Origin of the sequence: Rhodopseudomonas sp. BR0M22 (assembly GCF_010907035.1) — a bacterium.
Lineage (GTDB): Bacteria > Pseudomonadota > Alphaproteobacteria > Rhizobiales > Xanthobacteraceae > Rhodopseudomonas.
The window spans coordinates 36,119-54,378 of the sequence record NZ_QUMK01000035.1 but is presented as its reverse complement, the minus strand read 5'-3'; the positions used below and the strand labels follow the sequence as shown (position 1 = coordinate 54,378).

16 protein-coding genes are annotated in these 18,260 nt (G+C 64.6%); 12 read left to right on the top strand and 4 right to left on the bottom strand.

Translation table 11 applies throughout. The annotated features are described in order from the left end of the window. Positions 1 to 227 (top strand): IS30 family transposase (locus tag DY468_RS13290; protein WP_164605275.1); only part of this gene is annotated, 227 nt, incomplete at its 5' end. A 71-nt stretch (positions 228 to 298) separates the two neighbouring features. Here DY468_RS13290 and DY468_RS13285 read toward each other — a convergent pair. Both DY468_RS13285 and DY468_RS13280 read right to left on the bottom strand, forming a co-directional pair. Next, entirely contained in the window at positions 299 to 919 is a 621-nt protein-coding gene (locus DY468_RS13285) for a CinA family protein (RefSeq protein ID WP_164605274.1), read from the bottom strand. 2 nt (positions 920 to 921) lie between these two features. Next, positions 922 to 2,118 carry a bifunctional 2-C-methyl-D-erythritol 4-phosphate cytidylyltransferase/2-C-methyl-D-erythritol 2,4-cyclodiphosphate synthase gene (locus DY468_RS13280; protein WP_164605273.1) on the bottom strand — a complete coding sequence of 399 codons (1,197 nt, stop codon included), beginning with the start codon at positions 2,116 to 2,118 and terminating at the stop codon, positions 922 to 924. A 273-nt stretch (positions 2,119 to 2,391) separates the two neighbouring features. Between DY468_RS13280 and dusB the strand changes: the two genes are divergently transcribed. From dusB to gyrA, 9 genes are all read left to right on the top strand, one after another. Continuing rightward, complete coding sequence (gene dusB, locus DY468_RS13275; RefSeq protein ID WP_164605272.1) at positions 2,392 to 3,393, top strand: tRNA dihydrouridine synthase DusB; 1,002 nt, start codon at positions 2,392 to 2,394, stop codon at positions 3,391 to 3,393. After that, the gene (locus DY468_RS13270; protein ID WP_164605271.1) at positions 3,390 to 4,562 is read left to right on the top strand and encodes a two-component system sensor histidine kinase NtrB; all 1,173 of its coding nucleotides are present in this window, start codon (positions 3,390 to 3,392) and stop codon (positions 4,560 to 4,562) included. Before dusB ends, DY468_RS13270 begins: the two co-directional genes overlap by 4 nt. Before the next feature lie 9 nt (positions 4,563 to 4,571). Next, the gene (gene ntrC / locus DY468_RS13265) at positions 4,572 to 6,014 is read left to right on the top strand and encodes a nitrogen regulation protein NR(I) (RefSeq protein WP_164605270.1); all 1,443 of its coding nucleotides are present in this window, start codon (positions 4,572 to 4,574) and stop codon (positions 6,012 to 6,014) included. A gap of 171 nt (positions 6,015 to 6,185) precedes the next feature. After that, positions 6,186 to 8,477, top strand: coding sequence for a sensor histidine kinase NtrY-like (locus DY468_RS13260; protein ID WP_164605269.1), 2,292 nt, complete (start codon positions 6,186 to 6,188; stop codon positions 8,475 to 8,477). A gap of 16 nt (positions 8,478 to 8,493) precedes the next feature. After that, positions 8,494 to 9,861, top strand: coding sequence for a nitrogen assimilation response regulator NtrX (ntrX, locus tag DY468_RS13255; RefSeq protein WP_164605268.1), 1,368 nt, complete (start codon positions 8,494 to 8,496; stop codon positions 9,859 to 9,861). Between the two features lie 39 nt (positions 9,862 to 9,900). Then, positions 9,901 to 10,758, top strand: coding sequence for a D-amino-acid transaminase (locus DY468_RS13250; RefSeq protein ID WP_164605267.1), 858 nt, complete (start codon positions 9,901 to 9,903; stop codon positions 10,756 to 10,758). Between the two features lie 182 nt (positions 10,759 to 10,940). Then, positions 10,941 to 11,189 (top strand): RNA chaperone Hfq, encoded by a 249-nt coding sequence (gene hfq, locus DY468_RS13245; protein WP_011158147.1) that lies wholly within the window; start codon positions 10,941 to 10,943, stop codon positions 11,187 to 11,189. An 11-nt stretch (positions 11,190 to 11,200) separates the two neighbouring features. Further along, entirely contained in the window at positions 11,201 to 12,571 is a 1,371-nt protein-coding gene (gene hflX, locus DY468_RS13240) for a GTPase HflX (protein ID WP_164605266.1), read from the top strand. A gap of 202 nt (positions 12,572 to 12,773) precedes the next feature. Then, on the top strand, positions 12,774 to 15,515 hold the full coding sequence (gene gyrA / locus DY468_RS13235) for a DNA gyrase subunit A (protein ID WP_164605265.1): 2,742 nt from the start codon (positions 12,774 to 12,776) through the stop codon (positions 15,513 to 15,515). On the opposite strand, the gene DY468_RS13230 is transcribed toward gyrA, so the two are convergent. Both DY468_RS13230 and DY468_RS13225 read right to left on the bottom strand, forming a co-directional pair. Beyond that, positions 15,512 to 16,405: an alpha/beta fold hydrolase gene (locus DY468_RS13230; RefSeq protein WP_164605264.1), complete on the bottom strand. Its 894-nt coding sequence runs from the start codon at positions 16,403 to 16,405 to the stop codon at positions 15,512 to 15,514. The two genes, gyrA and DY468_RS13230, sit on opposite strands and share 4 nt — an antisense overlap. A 165-nt stretch (positions 16,406 to 16,570) precedes the next feature. Next, the gene (locus tag DY468_RS13225) at positions 16,571 to 16,828 is read right to left on the bottom strand and encodes a hypothetical protein (protein WP_164605280.1); all 258 of its coding nucleotides are present in this window, start codon (positions 16,826 to 16,828) and stop codon (positions 16,571 to 16,573) included. Between the two features lie 336 nt (positions 16,829 to 17,164). Between DY468_RS13225 and coaD the strand changes: the two genes are divergently transcribed. Together coaD and DY468_RS13215 are read left to right on the top strand one after the other, a co-directional pair. Next, a complete protein-coding gene (gene coaD, locus DY468_RS13220) occupies positions 17,165 to 17,665 on the top strand; it encodes a pantetheine-phosphate adenylyltransferase (RefSeq protein WP_164605263.1) in 501 nt (166 codons plus the stop codon). Positions 17,666 to 17,690: 25 nt separating this feature from the next. Beyond that, entirely contained in the window at positions 17,691 to 18,254 is a 564-nt protein-coding gene (locus DY468_RS13215) for a peptidylprolyl isomerase (protein ID WP_164605262.1), read from the top strand. Positions 18,255 to 18,260 lie beyond the last annotated feature (6 nt).

Below are 18,260 nucleotides of genomic sequence, written 5' to 3'. Positions count from 1 at the left end.
CCTTCTTCCGTGATCCTCACAGCCCCTGGCAGAAAGGCGGCGTTGAAAACTCGATCGGTCGCTTGCGACGCTGGTTACCTCGCAAGACGGATCTCGACGACCTCACCACGGCGGACATCAGAAAGCACGTCGAACGCCTCAACAACACTCCGCGCAAATGCCTGGACTTCAGAACGCCCGCCGAGGCATTCTCCAAACTCAAATCAACCGTTGCACTTCAACCGTGAATCCATCCTCCGCTTTCGCGGAGGGTGACGGCTATGGAGATATGACGGCCGCCTCGTGTAGTCTCAACGCGCTAAGTCTTCTTCGGCTTCACCGGCCGCTTCGGCTGCGGACGTTTGGCGGCGACCCGGCGGGGGGAGCGGGCGACGCGTTTGTGAACGCCGGTGGCGACTTCGCGCTTGGCCTTGGCTGGCGGCTTCGGGCCGCGGGCCAATTCCAACAGCATCCGCAGCGCTTCCACGACCGAGCGCTGGCGAACGTTGCTGCGGCCGATCGCGCCGAAACGCTGCTCGCGATGCGAGATCCGCCCGTCGCGCGCCGCCACGGCGAAGTGCACCAGGCCGACCGGCTTGCCGGGCGTTGCGCCGCCGGGACCGGCGATCCCGGTGATCGACACCGCCAGATCGACGTCGGCGTTCTCCAGCGCGCCGACCGCCATGGCGATCGCGGTTTCCTTGCTGACGGCGCCGAAGGTTGTGAGCGTGGCGTTCTCGACGCCGAGCAGGTCATGCTTAGCGGCGTTGGAATAGGTAACGAAGCCGCGGTCGATCACGTCGGACGAGCCGGGGATGTCGGTCAGAGCACCGGCGACCAGACCGCCGGTGCAGGACTCGGCGGTCGCGATCATCAGCTTCCGCGAACGGCAGAGGTCGAGCAACGAGCGGGCGAGGGCGCGGGCGTCGTTGCTGCTCATCGTCAGCCGGCCAGTCCGTCGGCGCCCCAGGGCAGCCGGATGGTGGCGGATGCGGTCGCCGCGATCCCTTCCTCGCGGCCGGTAAAGCCGAGCTTCTCGCTGGTGGTGGCCTTCACCGCGACGCGCGACACCGGCACGCCGGTGATCTCGGCGATGCGCTGACGCATCGCGTCGCGCAGCGGGCCGATCTTCGGCCGCTCGCAGATCATCGTCACTTCGAGATTGGCGACGCGGCCGCCGCGCGCGGTGACGCGGTCGATCGCGTATTTGAGGAACTTGTCCGAGGCCGCGCCCTTCCACTGCGGGTCGGTCGGCGGGAAGTGGGAACCGATATCGCCGTCCGCCAGCGCGCCGAGGATCGCGTCGACCAGCGCATGCAGGCCGACGTCGCCATCGGAATGCGCCAGGAAGCCGCGGGTGTGCGGCACCTTCAGGCCGCACAGCCAGACGTGGTCGCCTTCGCCGAACGCATGCACGTCGTAGCCGGTGCCGGTGCGGATATCGCCGAGCGCGGCCATCAGCCGGCTTTCCTCGCGCGCGAAATCTTCCGGGGTGGTCATCTTCATGTTGTTAGCATCGCCCTCGAAGGTCGACACCGTCAATCCCGCCCACTCGGCGATTGCGGCGTCGTCGGTGAAATCGTCCCGGCCGTCACGCGCGGCGCGGCGGTGGGCGTCGAGAATGACGTCGAAGCGGAACGCCTGCGGGGTCTGGGCGATTCGCAGCGCTGCCCGGTCCGGCGTCGCGTCGACCGCGCCATTGGCGTCGACCTGCTTGATCGTGTCGGTCACTGCGACGACCGGCAGCGCCGCGCCGGTAGCGCTGGCGGCGGTAATTGCGCGCGAGATCAGATCGGGGGTGACGAAGCAGCGCGCGGCGTCGTGGATCAGGACGATCTCGGGCTTCAACTCGGCCAGCGCCTCCAGGCCGGCCCGCACGGAAGCCTGCCGAGTTGCGCCGCCACCGACGGCCGGGCGGAAGTTCAGGCCCGCGACGGCCGAGTTGAACATCTCGGTGTCGTCCGGATTCGTCACCGGCTGTACCGCCAAGATCCCCGGATGGGCGCAGAACGGCTCCATCGCCCGGGCGATGACCGGACGGCCTGCAAGGGTGCGGTATTGCTTGGGGCCTCCCGCGCCGGCGCGCAGGCCGCGACCGGCGGCGACGATGATGGCAGCAGTACGTGGTGAGTTCGGCATCGGATCAATTGATACGGAATTGGGATAGCCAACGCTGGCCGCGCCGGCTCTCAGCCCTTACCACGCCAAGCCAGGAAAGCAGCATGATTCCATCGCAGCAGCCGCGAGCGTCCGGGGACAATTGCTGCAATGCACTTGCATGTCAGATATGATTGGCTAAACTGTAGGCAATCATCTACAATGCTTAAACATTGAGCGAAGCCCGGCCTGCAACTGAGCTGGCTATAGAATGAGCAACTTGTGACGCGCCCGACTGTAACAGGTTCGCCGCCTTTGAGGATCGGCAATATTGCGGTGCCTGACCCGGTGTTTCTGGCGCCGATGACAGGCATTACCGATGCGCCGTTCCGTCGGCAAGTCGCGGAGCTTGGCGTCGGTTTGGTGGTATCGGAGATGACTGCCAGCGAAGATCTGGTGGCCGGCCGTCGCATGTCGGTGCGTCGCTGCGACAAGGTCGGGCAGGGGCCGCACGTTGTGCAGCTCGCCGGCTGCGAGGCGCGCTGGATGGCCGAGGGCGCCCGGATCGCAGAAGCCGGCGGCGCCGACATCATCGACATCAACATGGGTTGCCCGGCGCGGCATGTGACCGGCGGCCTATCCGGCTCCGCGCTGATGCGCGATCTCGATCATGCGCTGACGCTGATCGAAGCGACGATCGGCGCGGTACGGGTGCCGGTGACGCTGAAGATGCGGCTTGGCTGGGACGATCGCTCGCGCAATGCGCCGGAGCTGGCGCGGCGTGCGCAGGATGCTGGCATTCAGCTCGTTACGGTTCATGGCCGCACCCGGCAGCAGTTTTACAAGGGCGAAGCCGATTGGGACGCGGTGCGCGCCGTTCGGGACGCGATCTCGATTCCACTGGTGGTGAACGGCGATATCACCTGCCACGCCACCGCGGTCGAAGCGCTGACGCGCTCCGGCGCCGACGCCGTGATGATCGGGCGCGGCGCACAGGGACGGCCGTGGCTGCCCGGGCAGGTCGGCCGCCAGCTCACCACCGGCCTGGCCGAAGCCGAACCGCCGCTCGCCGTTCAGCGCGATTACTTGCGCACTCTCTACGACGACATTCTGACGTTGTACGGCGTCAAGATCGGGCTGCGTCACGCGCGCAAGCATCTCGGCTGGTCGCTCGAAGTCGCCGCCCTGACTGCCGGCGCCTCGCCGGAAGTACTCAAAAGCTGGCGCGGCGCCATTCTGACTGAAGAAAATCCGGCCCGCGTGCACGGCGCGCTCGCCGCTGCCTACGATGATTTCGCCTGGAGGGCCGCCGCATGAACGCCATCGTCGAACCGCGCCGGGCGCAGCCGACCGACAGCGACGCGATTCTCAATGCGCTGCCGAATCCGGTGCTGCTGGTCGGTCCCGACGGCAAGATCGTCGATGCCAACATGGCGGCGGAATCGTTCTTCGAGATTTCAGCGCAATTGCTGCGTCGTCAGTCACTGACCGATTTGGTGCCGTTCGGCAGTCCGCTCCTGGCGCTGATCGAGCAGGTGCGGGTTGGGCATTCGCCCGTCAACGAATACAAGGTCGATCTCGGCACGCCGCGGATCGGCGCCGACCGCCAGGTCGATCTGCACGTCGCGCCGCTGAACGAGCGGCCCGGCCATATCGTGGTGATGCTTCAGGAGCGCACCATCGCCGACAAGATGGACCGCCAACTCACGCATCGCAGCGCGGCGCGCTCGGTGATCGCACTTGCCGCGATGCTGGCGCACGAGATCAAGAACCCGCTGTCCGGCATCCGCGGAGCCGCGCAACTCCTCGAACAGCAGGCTTCCGCCGAGGATCGTATGCTGACCCGGCTGATCTGCGACGAAGCCGATCGCATCGTCACGTTGGTCGACCGGATGGAAGTATTCGGCGATGACCGCCCGGTGGCGCGCGGTCCGGTCAACATCCATTCGGTGCTCGATCATGTGAAGCGGCTGGCGCAGTCGGGTTTTGCCCGCAACATCCGGTTCATCGAGGACTACGACCCGTCGCTGCCGCCGGTGCTCGCCAATCAGGATCAACTGATCCAGGTGTTCCTCAACCTGGTGAAGAATGCGGCCGAGGCCGTGGTCGATCTCGGCTCCGACGCCGAAATCCAGCTGACCACGGCGTTCCGTCCGGGCGTGCGGTTGTCGGTGCCGGGCAAGAAGACGCGGGTGTCGCTGCCGCTCGAATTCTGCGTCCGGGACAACGGCCCGGGCGTGCCCGAAGATCTGCTGCCGAATCTGTTCGATCCGTTCGTCACCACCAAGCCGTCCGGATCCGGCCTCGGCCTAGCGCTGGTCGCGAAGATCGTCGGCGATCACGGCGGGATCATCGAGTGCGAATCCCAGCCGCGCAAAACCACCTTCAGGGTGCTGATGCCGATGTTCAACACCGCCAAGGCCCTTCAATCCCCGAACGGCGAGGACGCGCCGGCGTCGTCCGATGCCTCACAGACTGCAAGATGAGGACTCCCAATGCCAGCAGGTAGTATTCTCGTCGCGGATGACGACACCGCGATCCGCACGGTGCTCAATCAGGCGCTGTCGCGCGCCGGCTACGAGGTGCGGCTGACCGGCAACGCCGCGACGCTATGGCGCTGGGTGAGTCAGGGCGAGGGCGACTTGGTGATCACCGATGTGGTGATGCCGGACGAAAACGCGTTCGATCTGTTGCCGCGGATCAAGAAGCTGCGGCCGAACCTGCCGGTCATCGTGATGAGCGCGCAGAATACCTTCATGACAGCGATCCGCGCTTCCGAGCGAGGCGCCTACGAATATTTGCCGAAGCCGTTCGATCTCAAGGAGCTGATCGCGATCGTCGGCCGCGCGCTGGCGGAGCCGAAGGAGCGCATCTCCAGCGCCAACGACGACGGTGAATTCGATTCGATCCCGCTGGTTGGCCGCTCGCCCGCGATGCAGGAAATCTACCGGGTGCTGGCCCGGTTGATGCAGACCGACCTGACGGTGATGATCACCGGCGAGTCCGGCACCGGCAAGGAATTGGTGTCGCGTGCGCTGCACGACTACGGCAAGCGCCGCAACGGACCGTTCGTGGCCGTCAACATGGCGGCGATCCCGCGCGACCTGATCGAGTCGGAATTGTTCGGTCACGAGCGCGGCGCCTTCACCGGTGCCAACACACGGGCTTCCGGCCGGTTCGAACAGGCCGAGGGCGGCACGCTGTTTCTCGACGAAATCGGCGATATGCCGATGGAAGCCCAGACCCGGCTGCTGCGCGTGCTGCAGCAGGGCGAGTACACCACGGTCGGTGGCCGCACCCCGATCAAGACCGACGTCCGCATCGTCGCGGCCTCGAACAAGGATCTGCGTGTCCTGATCCAGCAGGGCCTGTTCCGCGAAGACCTGTTCTTCCGGCTCAACGTCGTGCCGTTGCGGCTGCCGCCGCTGCGCGAGCACATCGAGGACCTGCCGGATCTGGTGCGGCACTTCTTCGCGCTGGCCGAAAAGGATGGCCTGCCAGCCAAGAAGCTCGATGCCGCTGCGCTCGAGCGGCTGAAGCAGCACCGCTGGCCGGGCAATGTCCGCGAACTTGAGAATCTCGCCCGCCGGCTGGCGGCGCTCTACCCGCAGGAAGTGATTACCTCCTCGGTTATCGATGGCGAGTTGGCGCCGCCGCCGGTCGTCGCGGGCGGGAGCGCGCCGCAGACGGTCGATAATCTCGGCGGTGCGGTCGAAATGTATCTCTCGTCGCACTTTTCGGGCTTCCCGAACGGCGTGCCGCCGCCCGGCCTCTATCACCGGGTGCTACGGGAGATCGAGGTGCCGCTGCTCACGGCCGCCCTGGCTGCGACTCGCGGCAATCAGATCCGCGCTGCCGATCTGCTCGGCCTCAACCGGAACACGTTGCGCAAGAAGATCCGCGACCTCGACATCCAGGTCTACCGCACCGGCGGCTGAGACGGGGCGACAAAGGGTTTTGTCGTTTCCGAGATTGACTGTGGACACGCCCGAGGTTGCTCGGGCGTTGCGCCCCGATATTGTCGCAATTGAGCAACATTGTTGTAGGAATGCATCACATGGCCTGCCGCCGTCGGCAGTTGCCGCTCGCATTCATTGATTATTGCCGGAATGAGCAGCGCAGAGACGTCGACCCAACCCGTTGACGACCCGTCGATCGCGGAGCCGCGGATGCGCACTTGGCGCAAGCTGCTGGCGCCGATCGCGGTCGGCGTGGCGCTGCTGTCGGCCTTTCTGACGTTCATCGTTCTGACCGGCCTGACCCCGATCTCGCCGAGTCGCGAAGTCGTCGTCACCTTCCTGCTGATCAACGGCGCCACGATTTTGTTGCTGGTGGCCATCATTGCGCGCGAGGTCTGGAAGGTGATCCAGGCCCGCCGGCGGGGCCGGGCAGCGTCGCGGCTGCACATCCAGATCGTCAGCCTGTTCTCGGTCATCGCGGTGCTGCCGGCGGTTCTGGTTTCGATCGTCGCCAACGTCACGCTCGACCGCGGTCTCGATCGGCTGTTCTCCGGGCCGACCAAGGCGGTGATCCAGAACTCGCTGATCGTCGCCAATGCCTATCTGCATGAGCACGGCCAGTTGATCCGCGGCGACATTCTCGGCATGGCCAGCGATATCTCGCATGCCCGCGCGCTGTTCGACCTCGACCGCAAATCCTTCCGCGAGTTCCTTACCAACGACGCAGCCACCCGCAATCTGCCGGGCGCGATGCTGATCGACAAAGATCGCCACATCCTGGAAGCGGCGCAAAACGGCTTCCGTCGCGACTTCGACGTGCCGGCGCCCGAGTTTCTGAAAAATGTCGATGACACCGAACCGCAGATCGCGGTGTTCATTGAGGCCAATTACGTTGCCGCCGTGATCCGGCTGAAGGGGTTCGAGGACACCTTCCTGTATGTCGCGCGATTCCTCGATCCGCATGTCGTGGCCCAGTTGCGTCAGACCCAGGCCAGTGTCGCCGAGTATTCCGAACTCGAAGCCCGGCGGCTCGGCGTCCAGGTCGCGTTCGCGCTGATGTTTACGGTGATCGCCCTGACCGTTCTGATGTCGGCGGTGCTGATCGGCCTGAATTTCGCCAACTGGCTGGTTGCACCGATCCGCCGTCTGATGGGCGCGGCGCATCTGGTCTCGACCGGCGACCTGCACGTTCAGGTGCCTGTCTCGAAATCCGAGGGCGACCTGTCGCAGCTCGGCATGACCTTCAACAAGATGACCCAGGAGTTGCGCACCCAGCGCGACGAGCTGGTGAGCGCCAGCGAGCTGATCGACAGCCGCCGCCGATTCATCGAGGCGGTGCTGTCGTCGGCCAGCGCCGGCATCATCGGCGTCGACGGATCGCTCAGCATCGGCATCCTCAACCGTTCTGCCGAAAAGCTGATCGGGCATGCCGAGGCCGAGGCGCTCGGTCATCCGCTGTCCGAGGTGATTCCAGAGCTCGATGAGATGATGGCGAACGCGCGCGAAGGCGCGCAACGGCTGGTGCAGGGCCAGATCACCATTACCCGCGACGGCCGCGAGCGTATCCTCAACGTTCGCGTCACCGCCGAACAGACCGGACACACCAGCGACAGCTACATCATCACCCTGGACGACATCACCGAGCTGGTGTCGGCGCAGCGCACCTCGGCCTGGGGCGACGTTGCCCGCCGGATCGCGCACGAGATCAAGAATCCGCTGACGCCGATCCAGCTCTCCGCAGAGCGGATCAAGCGCAAGTTCGGCAAGGTCATCGTCGACGACAAGAGCATCTTCGAGCAGTGCACCGATACGATCGTGCGCCAGGTGGACGACATCCGGCGCATGGTCGATGAATTCTCGCGCTTTGCGCGGATGCCGAAGCCGGTGATCGAGGGCGAGGACGTCGGCGACACCGTGCGGCAGGTGGTGTTCCTGATGCGGGTCGGTCATCCCGATGTCGACATCGAGGCTGAGATCAAGGACGAGCCGCTGCATGCCCGGTTCGACCGCCGCCTGATCTCGCAGGCGCTGACCAACATCATCAAGAACGCCACCGAAGCGATCGAGGCTGTGCCGGAGGAGGAACTCGGCAAGGGGAAGATCGAGGTGGTTGCGGCGCGCGAGGGCGACGACGTTGTCATCGACGTGATCGACAATGGCATCGGTCTACCGAAAGAAAGCCGCTCGCGGCTGCTCGAGCCCTACGTCACCACGCGTGAGAAAGGCACCGGCCTCGGTCTGGCGATTGTCGGGCGCGTGCTGGTCGATCACGGCGGCGGAATTGAACTCAACGACGCATCCCACGTTCGTCCTGGCCAGCGTGGTGCATGGATGCGCCTCCGATTCTCGATGTCCGGTCAGCCGGCATCGCCTCCCGGATCGGGTGAACCAAAACAGCAGGCCGAGAACGAACCAAGGATAGCGGCTGCCAGCGGCAGCTAAAGCGACAGGCGCGACCATGGCGAATGACATTCTGATCGTCGACGATGAAGCGGATATCCGCGATCTCGTTGCCGGTATTCTCGAAGACGAAGGCTTTTCCACCCGCACGGCGCGTGACAGCGATTCGGCGCTGGCCGAGATCGCCAACCGGCGGCCCAATCTGGTTTTCCTCGACATCTGGCTGCAGGGCAGCAAGCTGGACGGTCTGCAGTTGCTGGAGCAGATCAAGAAGGATCACACCGACGTGCCGGTTGTGATGATCTCCGGCCATGGCAACATCGAAACCGCGGTCGCGGCGATCAAGCGCGGCGCCTACGACTTCATCGAGAAGCCGTTCAAATCGGACCGGCTGATTCTGGTGGCGACGCGCGCGTTAGAAACGTCGCGGCTGAAGCGCGAAGTGCGCGAGCTGAAGCAGCTCGCGCCATCGGCGTCGACGCTGGTCGGCCGCTCCGCCTGCATCAATCAGCTCCGGCAGACCATCGATCGCGCCGCCAAGGCCAACAGCCGCATCCTGATCGTCGGGCCGTCCGGCGCCGGCAAGGAGCTCGCGGCGCGGACGCTGCACAATTCGTCCTCGCGCGCCGAGGGGCCGTTCGTTGTGATCAACGCTGCGGCGATCACGCCCGAGAAGATGGAAATCGAACTGTTCGGCGTCGAAGCCAACGGCGAGCATTCGCGCAAAGCCGGTGCGCTCGAAGAAGCGCATGGCGGTACGCTGTTCATCGACGAAATCGCCGACATGCCGCGCGAGACCCAGAACAAGATTTTGCGCGTGCTGGTCGAGCAGACCTTCCAGCGCTGCGGCGGCACCACCAGGGTCAATGTCGACGTCCGCATCATCTCCTCGACGGCGCGCAACCTCGAAGAAGAGATCGCAGCCGGGAGGTTCCGTGAGGATCTGTATCACCGGCTGTCTGTGGTGCCGATCCGCGTGCCGCCGCTGTCCGAGCGCCGCGACGACATCCCGGAGCTGATCGAGTACTTCATGGAGCAGATCTCGGCGGCGACGGGCCTGCCGCGTCGGCAGATCGGGCAGGACGCGATGGCGGTGCTGCAATCGCACGTCTGGCCCGGCAACGTCCGTCAGCTTCGCAACAACGTCGAGCGGCTCATGATCCTTGCTGGCGGTGGGCCGGATGCGGTGATCACCGCCGATATGCTGCCGCAAGACGTCGGCTCGATGGTGCCGACGATGCCGACCGGCAACAACGGCGAGCACATCATGGGACTGCCGCTGCGCGAGGCCCGCGAGGCGTTCGAGCGCGACTACCTGATCGCGCAGATCAGCCGGTTCTCCGGCAACATCTCGCGCACCGCCGAATTCGTCGGGATGGAGCGCTCGGCGCTGCATCGCAAGCTCAAGGCGCTCGGCGTCGGCTAAATCGTCCTTCCGTTCCGATCTCAGACCCGGATTCAACCGATGTCGCGCATCGCCTATGTCAACGGCCGCTATCTCGACATGCGCGATGCGAGCGTGAATATCGAAGATCGCGGCTATCAGTTCGCTGACGGCGTCTATGAGGTCTGCGAAGTCCGTGGTGGCAGACTGGTCGATATGCCGCGGCACTTGGCAAGGCTGCAGCGTTCGCTGGGCGAATTGCGGATTATCGAGCCGATGCCGCTGGCGGCGCTATCGGTGGTGATGCACGAGGTAGTGCGGCGCAACCGGGTGACGCACGGCATCGTCTATCTGCAGGTCTCCCGTGGCGTTGCCCGGCGCGACCACGGCTTCCCGACTCAGCCGGTGAAACCGGCCGTGGTGGTGACGGCGCGCAGTCTCGATCCGGCCAAGGGCGAGGCGAACGCGGCCCGTGGCATCAAGGTGATCACGCTGCCGGAAAACCGCTGGCCACGGGTCGATATCAAGTCGACGGCGCTGCTCCCGAACGTGCTGGCCAAACAAGCGGCTCGCGACGCCGGCGCCTACGAAGCGTGGTACGTGGATCGCGACGGGTTCGTCACCGAAGGCGCATCGAGTAATGCCTGGATCGTCACCAAGGAGGGGCGGGTGGTGACCCGCTCGGCCGACTCCGGCATCCTGGCCGGCGTGACCCGGGCGGTACTGATCGATGCGTTCGAAGCGCTCCAGGTTCGGTTCGAGGAACGGCCGTTCACGCCGACCGAAGCGGCCGGTGCCGCCGAGGCGTTCGTCACCGCGTCCAGCCAGATCGTGATGCCGGTTGTAGCGATCGACGGTCAGCCGATCGGTGACGGCGCGCCAGGCCCATTGGTCAAACGTCTAAGAGAGCAGTTTCACCGGTTTGCCGAGTTTTCCTGAGTTTTGCGGGGCAGAGAGCGCGGCTTCCGGGTTTTAGTTGCTTGCTTAAAAGCCATGCCTACCCTCTAATCGGATCGTGGGCTTCTGGAGGGGGATCTCGGAAGGAGCCGGCAACCGGTGTGAAACTCCAACAGAGAGACGCGCACCGGCAAGAAAAGACAAAACCAATTGCGGGATAAAAAATGGCGGCAGACCGCGCACAAAACCTTCAAGACACTTTCCTCAACCATGTACGCAAGACGAAGACTCCCCTGACGATCTTCCTGGTCAACGGGGTGAAGTTGCAGGGTATTGTCACCTGGTTCGATAATTTTTGCCTTTTGTTGCGGCGCGACGGTCATTCGCAGCTCGTCTACAAGCATGCGATCTCAACGATCATGCCGGGTGCGCCGATCCAGTTGTTTGAAAGCGGCGAGGACTCGCCAGCTTGAGGCGGGCCTGATTGGAACCGCGCAGCCTTGACGGGAGCGCCGATCGTCCGCGATCGGGGCAGGGTGGTGAGACCGGGCGAGTCATCGTCGTCGGTCCGTACTTGCGTGGACGCCGGGGCGATCCCGACGCATCCGAAACGGCCGTTCGAAACAGCGATGCACGGCTGGACGAAGCCGCTGGTCTGGCACGAGCGATCGACCTCGATGTCGTCGAGGCGGTGCTCACCCCGATCAGCCAGATCCGCCCGGCGACTTATCTCGGCAAAGGCAAGGTCGAGGAGATCGTCGGCCTGATTGCGGGACATGGCGCCGATCTGGTGGTGATGGATTGCGCGCTGTCGCCGATCCAGCAGCGCAACCTGGAGAAGGCCTGGAACGCCAAAGTGCTCGACCGCACCGGGCTGATCCTGGAAATCTTCGGGCGTCGCGCCAAGACCCGCGAAGGCACGCTCCAGGTCGAGCTGGCACATCTCAACTATCAGCGCTCGCGCCTGGTACGGTCCTGGACCCATCTCGAACGCCAGCGTGGCGGCTTCGGATTCATGGGTGGTCCGGGCGAGACTCAGATCGAGGCGGACCGCCGGCTGATCGGCGAACGCATCACCAAGCTCGAATCCGAGCTGAAGAAGGTGCAGGCGACGCGCCGGCTGCATCGTGCCGGCCGGCAGCGCGTGCCGTATCGCGTGGTTGCGTTGGTCGGCTACACCAATGCCGGCAAGTCGACGCTGTTCAACCGGTTGACGCGTGCCGACGTGCAGGCGGCCGATATGCTGTTCGCGACGCTCGACCCGACATTGCGCGCGATCCAGCTTCCTCACGGCGGCAAAGCGATGCTGTCCGACACGGTCGGCTTCATTTCCAATCTGCCGACGCAACTCGTCGCCGCGTTCCGCGCGACGCTGGAAGAGGTGCTGGAAGCCGATCTGATCCTGCACGTTCGCGACATCAGCCACGAGGATGCGGAGGCCCAGCAGCACGACGTCGACAACGTGCTGCGCCAGCTTGGCGTCGACGTCGCGAGCGGGCGAGTCGTCGAGGTCTGGAATAAGATCGACCGGTTCGAGCCCGAGCAGCGTGACGAGTTGAAAAACATCGCGGCCCGCCGGCCGGCGGAGCACCCGTGCCTGCTGGTGTCGGCGGTCAGCGGCGAGGGAGTCGACGACCTCCTGCTTGCGGTCGAGCAGCGTCTGGCGGCCACCCGGACCGTGCTCGATTTGTCGATTGATGCGGCGGACGGTGCGGGCGTGAGCTGGCTACATCGCAACACCGAGGTGCTGGCAAAGGATCTGATCGACGGTCGTTACGCCATGACGGTGCGGGTCGAGGACAACAAGCGAGACGTCGTGATCGACCGTTTCGGCGCCGTGCCGCGGCCGGATTGAGGGCGCGAATCGGCGCTTGCCAAGAGCGCCGCCGGCACCGATTTCGACACCTTGCACGAAGGCTTTTCGGGCGCTCCGAAAATTCCCCATAAGCCCTTGGAAAAACGGGCGGAAAAACCTTCGAAAACAGCGTCCGAAAGGGTGGTTCACAACACCCCGATACGCTATACGAATCCGATCAGATTCTGACCGGAATTCACCCTTGTCCGACAAAGACGACGAGAAGCCCGGGGAGCCGCAGGCGCCCTCGGATATTCGCCCCGTATCCATTCTCGACGAGATGAAGCGCAGCTATCTCGATTACGCGATGAGCGTGATCGTGGCGCGAGCGCTGCCGGATGCGCGCGACGGGTTGAAACCGGTGCATCGCCGTATTCTCTACGGCATGTACGAGAACGGTTTCGAGTGGAACAAGCCGTATCGCAAGTCGGCGCGAACCGTCGGCGACGTTATCGGTAAGTATCACCCGCACGGCGACCAGTCGGTGTACGACGCGCTGGTGCGCATGGCGCAAGACTTCTCGATGCGGGTGCCGCTGATCGACGGTCAGGGCAATTTCGGTTCGGTCGACGGCGATATGCCGGCGGCGATGCGGTACACCGAATCCCGCCTGACCAAGATCGCGCAGACGCTGCTCGACGATATCGACAAGGACACCGTCGACTTCCAGCCGAACTACGACAATTCGGAACGGGAGCCGCAGGTTCTTCCTGCCAAATTCCCGAACCTTTTGGTGAACGGCGCCGGCGGCATCGCGGTCGGCATGGCCACCAACATCCCGCCGCACAATCTCGGCGAGGTGATCGACGCCTGTGTCGCGCTGATCGACGATCCGGCGCTGTCGATCGACGACCTCAACAAGATCGTGCCGGGTCCGGACTTCCCGACCGGCGGCATCATTCTCGGCCGCGCCGGCATTCGCTCCGCTTATCAGACCGGCCGCGGTTCGATCGTGATGCGTGGCAAGGTCGAGATCGAGACCGTCCGCAAGGACCGCGAAGCGATCATCGTCACCGAGATTCCGTATCAGGTGAACAAGGCCACGATGGTCGAGCGCATCGCCGAGCTGGTGCGCGAGAAGAAGATCGAGGGCATCTCCGACCTGCGCGACGAGTCCGACCGCGACGGCTTCCGCGTGGTGATCGAGCTGCGCCGCGACGCCGTGCCGGAAGTGGTGCTCAATCAGCTCTACAAGTTCACGCCGCTGCAGACCAATTTCGGCGCCAACATGGTGGCGCTGGAAGGCGGCCGGCCGCAATTGATGAACCTCAAGGATCTGCTGACGGTCTTCGTCGCGTTCCGTGAACAGGTCGTCACCCGCCGCACCAAATTCCTGCTCAACAAGGCGCGCGACCGCGCCCATATTTTGGTCGGCCTCGCGATCGCGGTGGCGAATATTGACGAAATCATTCGTGTGATCCGTAACTCGCCCGATCCGAACACGGCGCGAGAAACCCTGATGTCGCGCGACTGGCCGGCGGCCGATGTCGCGGCAATGATCACGCTGATCGACGATCCGCGCCACAAGCTCAACCCGGACGGCACCGCGAGGCTGTCGTTCGAGCAGGCCAAGGCGATCCTCGATCTGCGGCTGCAGCGCCTCACCGCGCTGGGACGCGACGAGATTTCCGAAGAGCTCGACAAGCTCGCGGTCGAAATCGCCGACTATCTGGAAATCCTGCGCTCGCGGGCGCGGGTGCAGACGATCGTCAAGACCGAGCTCGGCGAGGTCAAGGCCGAGTTCGCAACGCCGCGACGGACCGAGATCGTCGAGCAGGAAGGCGAGGTCGAAGACGAAGACCTGATCCAGCGCGAGGACATGGTGGTGACCGTGTCGCACGCCGGCTACATCAAGCGGGTGCCGCTGTCGACCTACCGGGCGCAGCGCCGCGGCGGCAAGGGCCGGTCCGGCATGGCGACCCGTGACGAGGATTTCGTCAGCCGGCTGTTCGTCGCCTCGACCCACACGCCGGTTCTGTTCTTCTCGTCACGCGGCCAAGTTTACAAGGAGAAGGTCTGGCGGCTGCCGCTGGCGCCGCCGAACGGCCGCGGCAAGGCGCTGATCAACATTCTTCCCCTCGAGCAGGGCGAGCGCATCACCACGATCATGCCGCTGCCCGAGGACGAAGCCTCCTGGAGCGAACTCGACGTGATGTTCGCCACCACCGGCGGCAACGTCCGCCGCAACAAGCTGTCTGATTTCGTCGACGTGCGCCGTTCCGGCATCATCGCGATGAAGCTCGACGCCGGCGAGGCGATCGTCGACGTGCAGATCTGCACCGAGCGCGACGACGTGCTGCTGACCGCCGCCGGCGGCCAGTGCATCCGCTTCCCGGTGCCGGATGTCCGCGTGTTCAGCGGTCGCACATCGATGGGCGTGCGCGGTATCGCGTTGTCTTCGGGCGACAAGGTGATCTCGCTCTGCATTTTGCGTCACTTCGAAGCGACGCCTGCGGAGCGCTCGACCTATCTGAAGCAGTCCGGTGCGATTCGCCGCGCCGCGACCGGCGAAGAGAACGAGCCGATCGAGGCACCCGAGGTCGAGGCCGAGGAGGGCGATACGTCTGCGGCGCTGTCTCAGGAGCGTTACGCCGAGATGTCGGCGTCGGAGCAGTTCGTGCTGACGATCTCGGAGAACGGCTACGGCAAGCGGACCTCGTCGTTCGAGTACCGCACCACCGGGCGCGGCGGCAAAGGCATCGTGGCGATGTCGGTGAACGGCCGCAACGGCAAGCTGGTGGCGTCGTTCCCGGTCGAGGATTCCGACCAGATCATGCTGGTGACCGACAATGGTCAGCTCATCCGTTGCCCGGTCGAAGGCATCCGGGTCGCCGGCCGCTCGACCCAGGGCGTGATCGTGTTCGACACCGCAGACGACGAGAAGGTCGTTTCGGTCGAGCGCATCCCGGAGACCGACGACGGCGAGAACGGCAACGGCGTTTAGTCCGCTTTGCCGCTAAGCTCACGCGAGGCGAGGGCGCTCAGCAGCGCCTTCGCGGTGTCGTCGGGAAATTCCTCGTAGAACGACAGCTTACCTCGCGTCAGCACGGTGGTGCTGACGTTGTCCAGCGTCGCAAGAGCGGCCATCTCGGCCTTCGATTTGCGCGGAGTGGCCTCGCCATACAGCAGCAGGATCTTTCCTGGTACGCGCCGTGCGGCGGCCAGGTAATCGTCGCGCGTCGTGAACAAGTCGAGCTCGCCGGTGACGAAGCGGAACGACGCATGGCGTGCACCGCGAGCTTCGGTGACCCGGCGCTTATCCGCCATCCTTTCGCCGGTGAGCCATGCCGGATCGACGTAGACATGTCCGCGCGCCATCATGCCGATCACCGGCCGGTTGACGTTGAGCCCATAGAACGCAGCGCCTGCGACCGGCAGGTCTACGGCCTTGGCCAGCCTGCCGAACAGCGGCATTCGTTTGCCGGCCATGGTCGGCAGCGGCCCGCGCCAGGTCGGCGCCAGCAGGCCGAGGCGGCCGAGCGAGCCTGGACGATCGGCAGCTTGTGCCAGCGCGTAACCCGCAGCGTGTCCTGCGGCCACGGTGACGTCGGGCTTCGTGACTGAAGTCAGCACGAACTGCAGAAATTCAGCGTAGAGAGCTGGGCGCCAGTCCACCTTCGGACGCGGCAGATCGCCGAAGCCGGGCCAGTCGATCGACGTGGTTGAAAAATGCGCACCGAGCCGACTTTGAAGGGCACGCATTTCGCGACGGGTCGAAATCGAACTGAGTGCGGGCAGCAGCAACAGGGGCGGCCCGGATCCGCACCGGGTTACGCCGAGCTGCACCAGCCGACCATCGGCGCGCCAATCGATAACTTGTTCGGACCATTGCATCGCGTGACCATGCTACCGGTTCCATGATGGTGATCCAACGCATCTCGCGATGGCTGGCCCCAGAATCGAAAGACCCCCGAGGGGGCAACTCGGGGGTCTTCGGTACAGAGCGCCCTTGGAGGGAAGCGCTTTGCTTGAACCTAGCGTCTGGATAACGCCAAAACCTTAATTGCGTTCCGCGGTCACCAACCGGGCCTGACCGATCGGCGCGTGGCTGGAATTGGCGTTGCGCAGGCAGGACGGTTCGAAATTCGGCCAAGCCTGCTCCGAGCAGGCGGTTCCAAGCGGGCGGATGTCGAGCCGGTCACCCTTGGCCAGAGCCTGGGGAACGCTGGCCTCGACCTGAGGGGCAAAGCCCGGAAGAATAGTGACGGCCGCAGCCGCGAAGGCGGCGATTGCGATCACGGAAAGAGCCTTGATCATGGCGGTGTCCCCTGTTTTTCGATGTCCGGCCGTTTCGGCCTGGATTGCTTTGTCGCTTCCCAATGAGGCTGGTCTAACCAGCGCCCGTTTCAGAACGTCTTCTTCGCAGCGCAATTCAGGTTTCATGCGCCTTGCTTTTGTTTCTTGGCTTTCGGCCACACGAAACAATCCGGTAAAAACGTGAGTGTTTTCAGTCGCCTCGCGTTACCATTCAGAAGACGCGCGAACCTGCGATCCGGTTCGGTTCGCAGCGCGAAATAAATCGGCCGCTTCGGCGCGGTTTTGAAGGAACCACCGCCGCTTGCTCCATCCGGCGCGCCGCGCTAGACGGGCCGAATGTCACGCATCGCGCTTTATCCGGGTTCATTCGATCCCGTCACCAATGGCCATCTCGACGTCGTCCGCCACGCCGTGGCGCTGTGCGACAAGCTCGTCGTGGCGATCGGCATCCACCCCGGCAAAACGCCGTTGTTCACCACCGAGGAGCGCCTCGCGATGGTCGAACGGGTGTTCGGCCCAGTCGCCAAGGCGGCCGGCTGCGAGTTCGGCTGCACCACCTACGACAATCTCACGGTGACCGCGGCCGAGAAGGTGGGCGCCACCCTCATGATCCGTGGTCTCCGCGATGGCACCGATCTCGACTACGAAATGCAGATCGCCGGCATGAACGAGACCATGGCGCCGGCAATCCATACCGTCTTCCTGCCGGCTTCAGTCGGCGTGCGCCCGATCACCGCCACACTGGTGCGGCAGATCGCGAAGATGGGCGGCGACGTCTCGGCCTTCGTTCCGGCTGAAGTTGCTGCCGCCCTGACATCCAAGTTTGCCGCCGGCTAGCCGGCTTAACCGACCCGGAGTTTACATGACCCGTCTGATCGGCATCTTCGCAGCGCTGCTGTTCGCGCTGCCGGCGCTGGCGCAGCCGCTTCCCGCCAATCTCGACAAGCAGAACGCGCTCGTCATCGACACCACCAAGGGCCGTATCGTGATCGCGCTGCGTGCCGACATTGCGCCCAAGCACGCCGAGCGGCTGAAGCAGCTCGCCCGCGAAGGATTCTACAACAACGTGCCGTTCCACCGCGTGATGGGCGGCTTCATGGCGCAGACCGGCGACGGCCAGAACTTCAACGGCACCGGCGGTTCAAAGTACCCGAACCTGAAGCAGGAATTCTCCAACGTGCCGTTCACCCGCGGGGTCGTCGGCATGGCCCGGCGCGGCGACAGCGTCGACAGCGCCAACTCGCAGTTCTTCATCATGTTCGCCGACGGCCCGAGCCTGAACGGTCAGTACACCGTGATCGGCAATGTCGTGTCCGGCATGGATGTGGTCGACAAACTGAAGAAGGCCTCTCCGACCTCGCCCGGCGGCGCGGTGACCGATCCGGACAAGATGGTGAAGGTCCAGGTTGCCTCCGACGTCAAATAATCGACC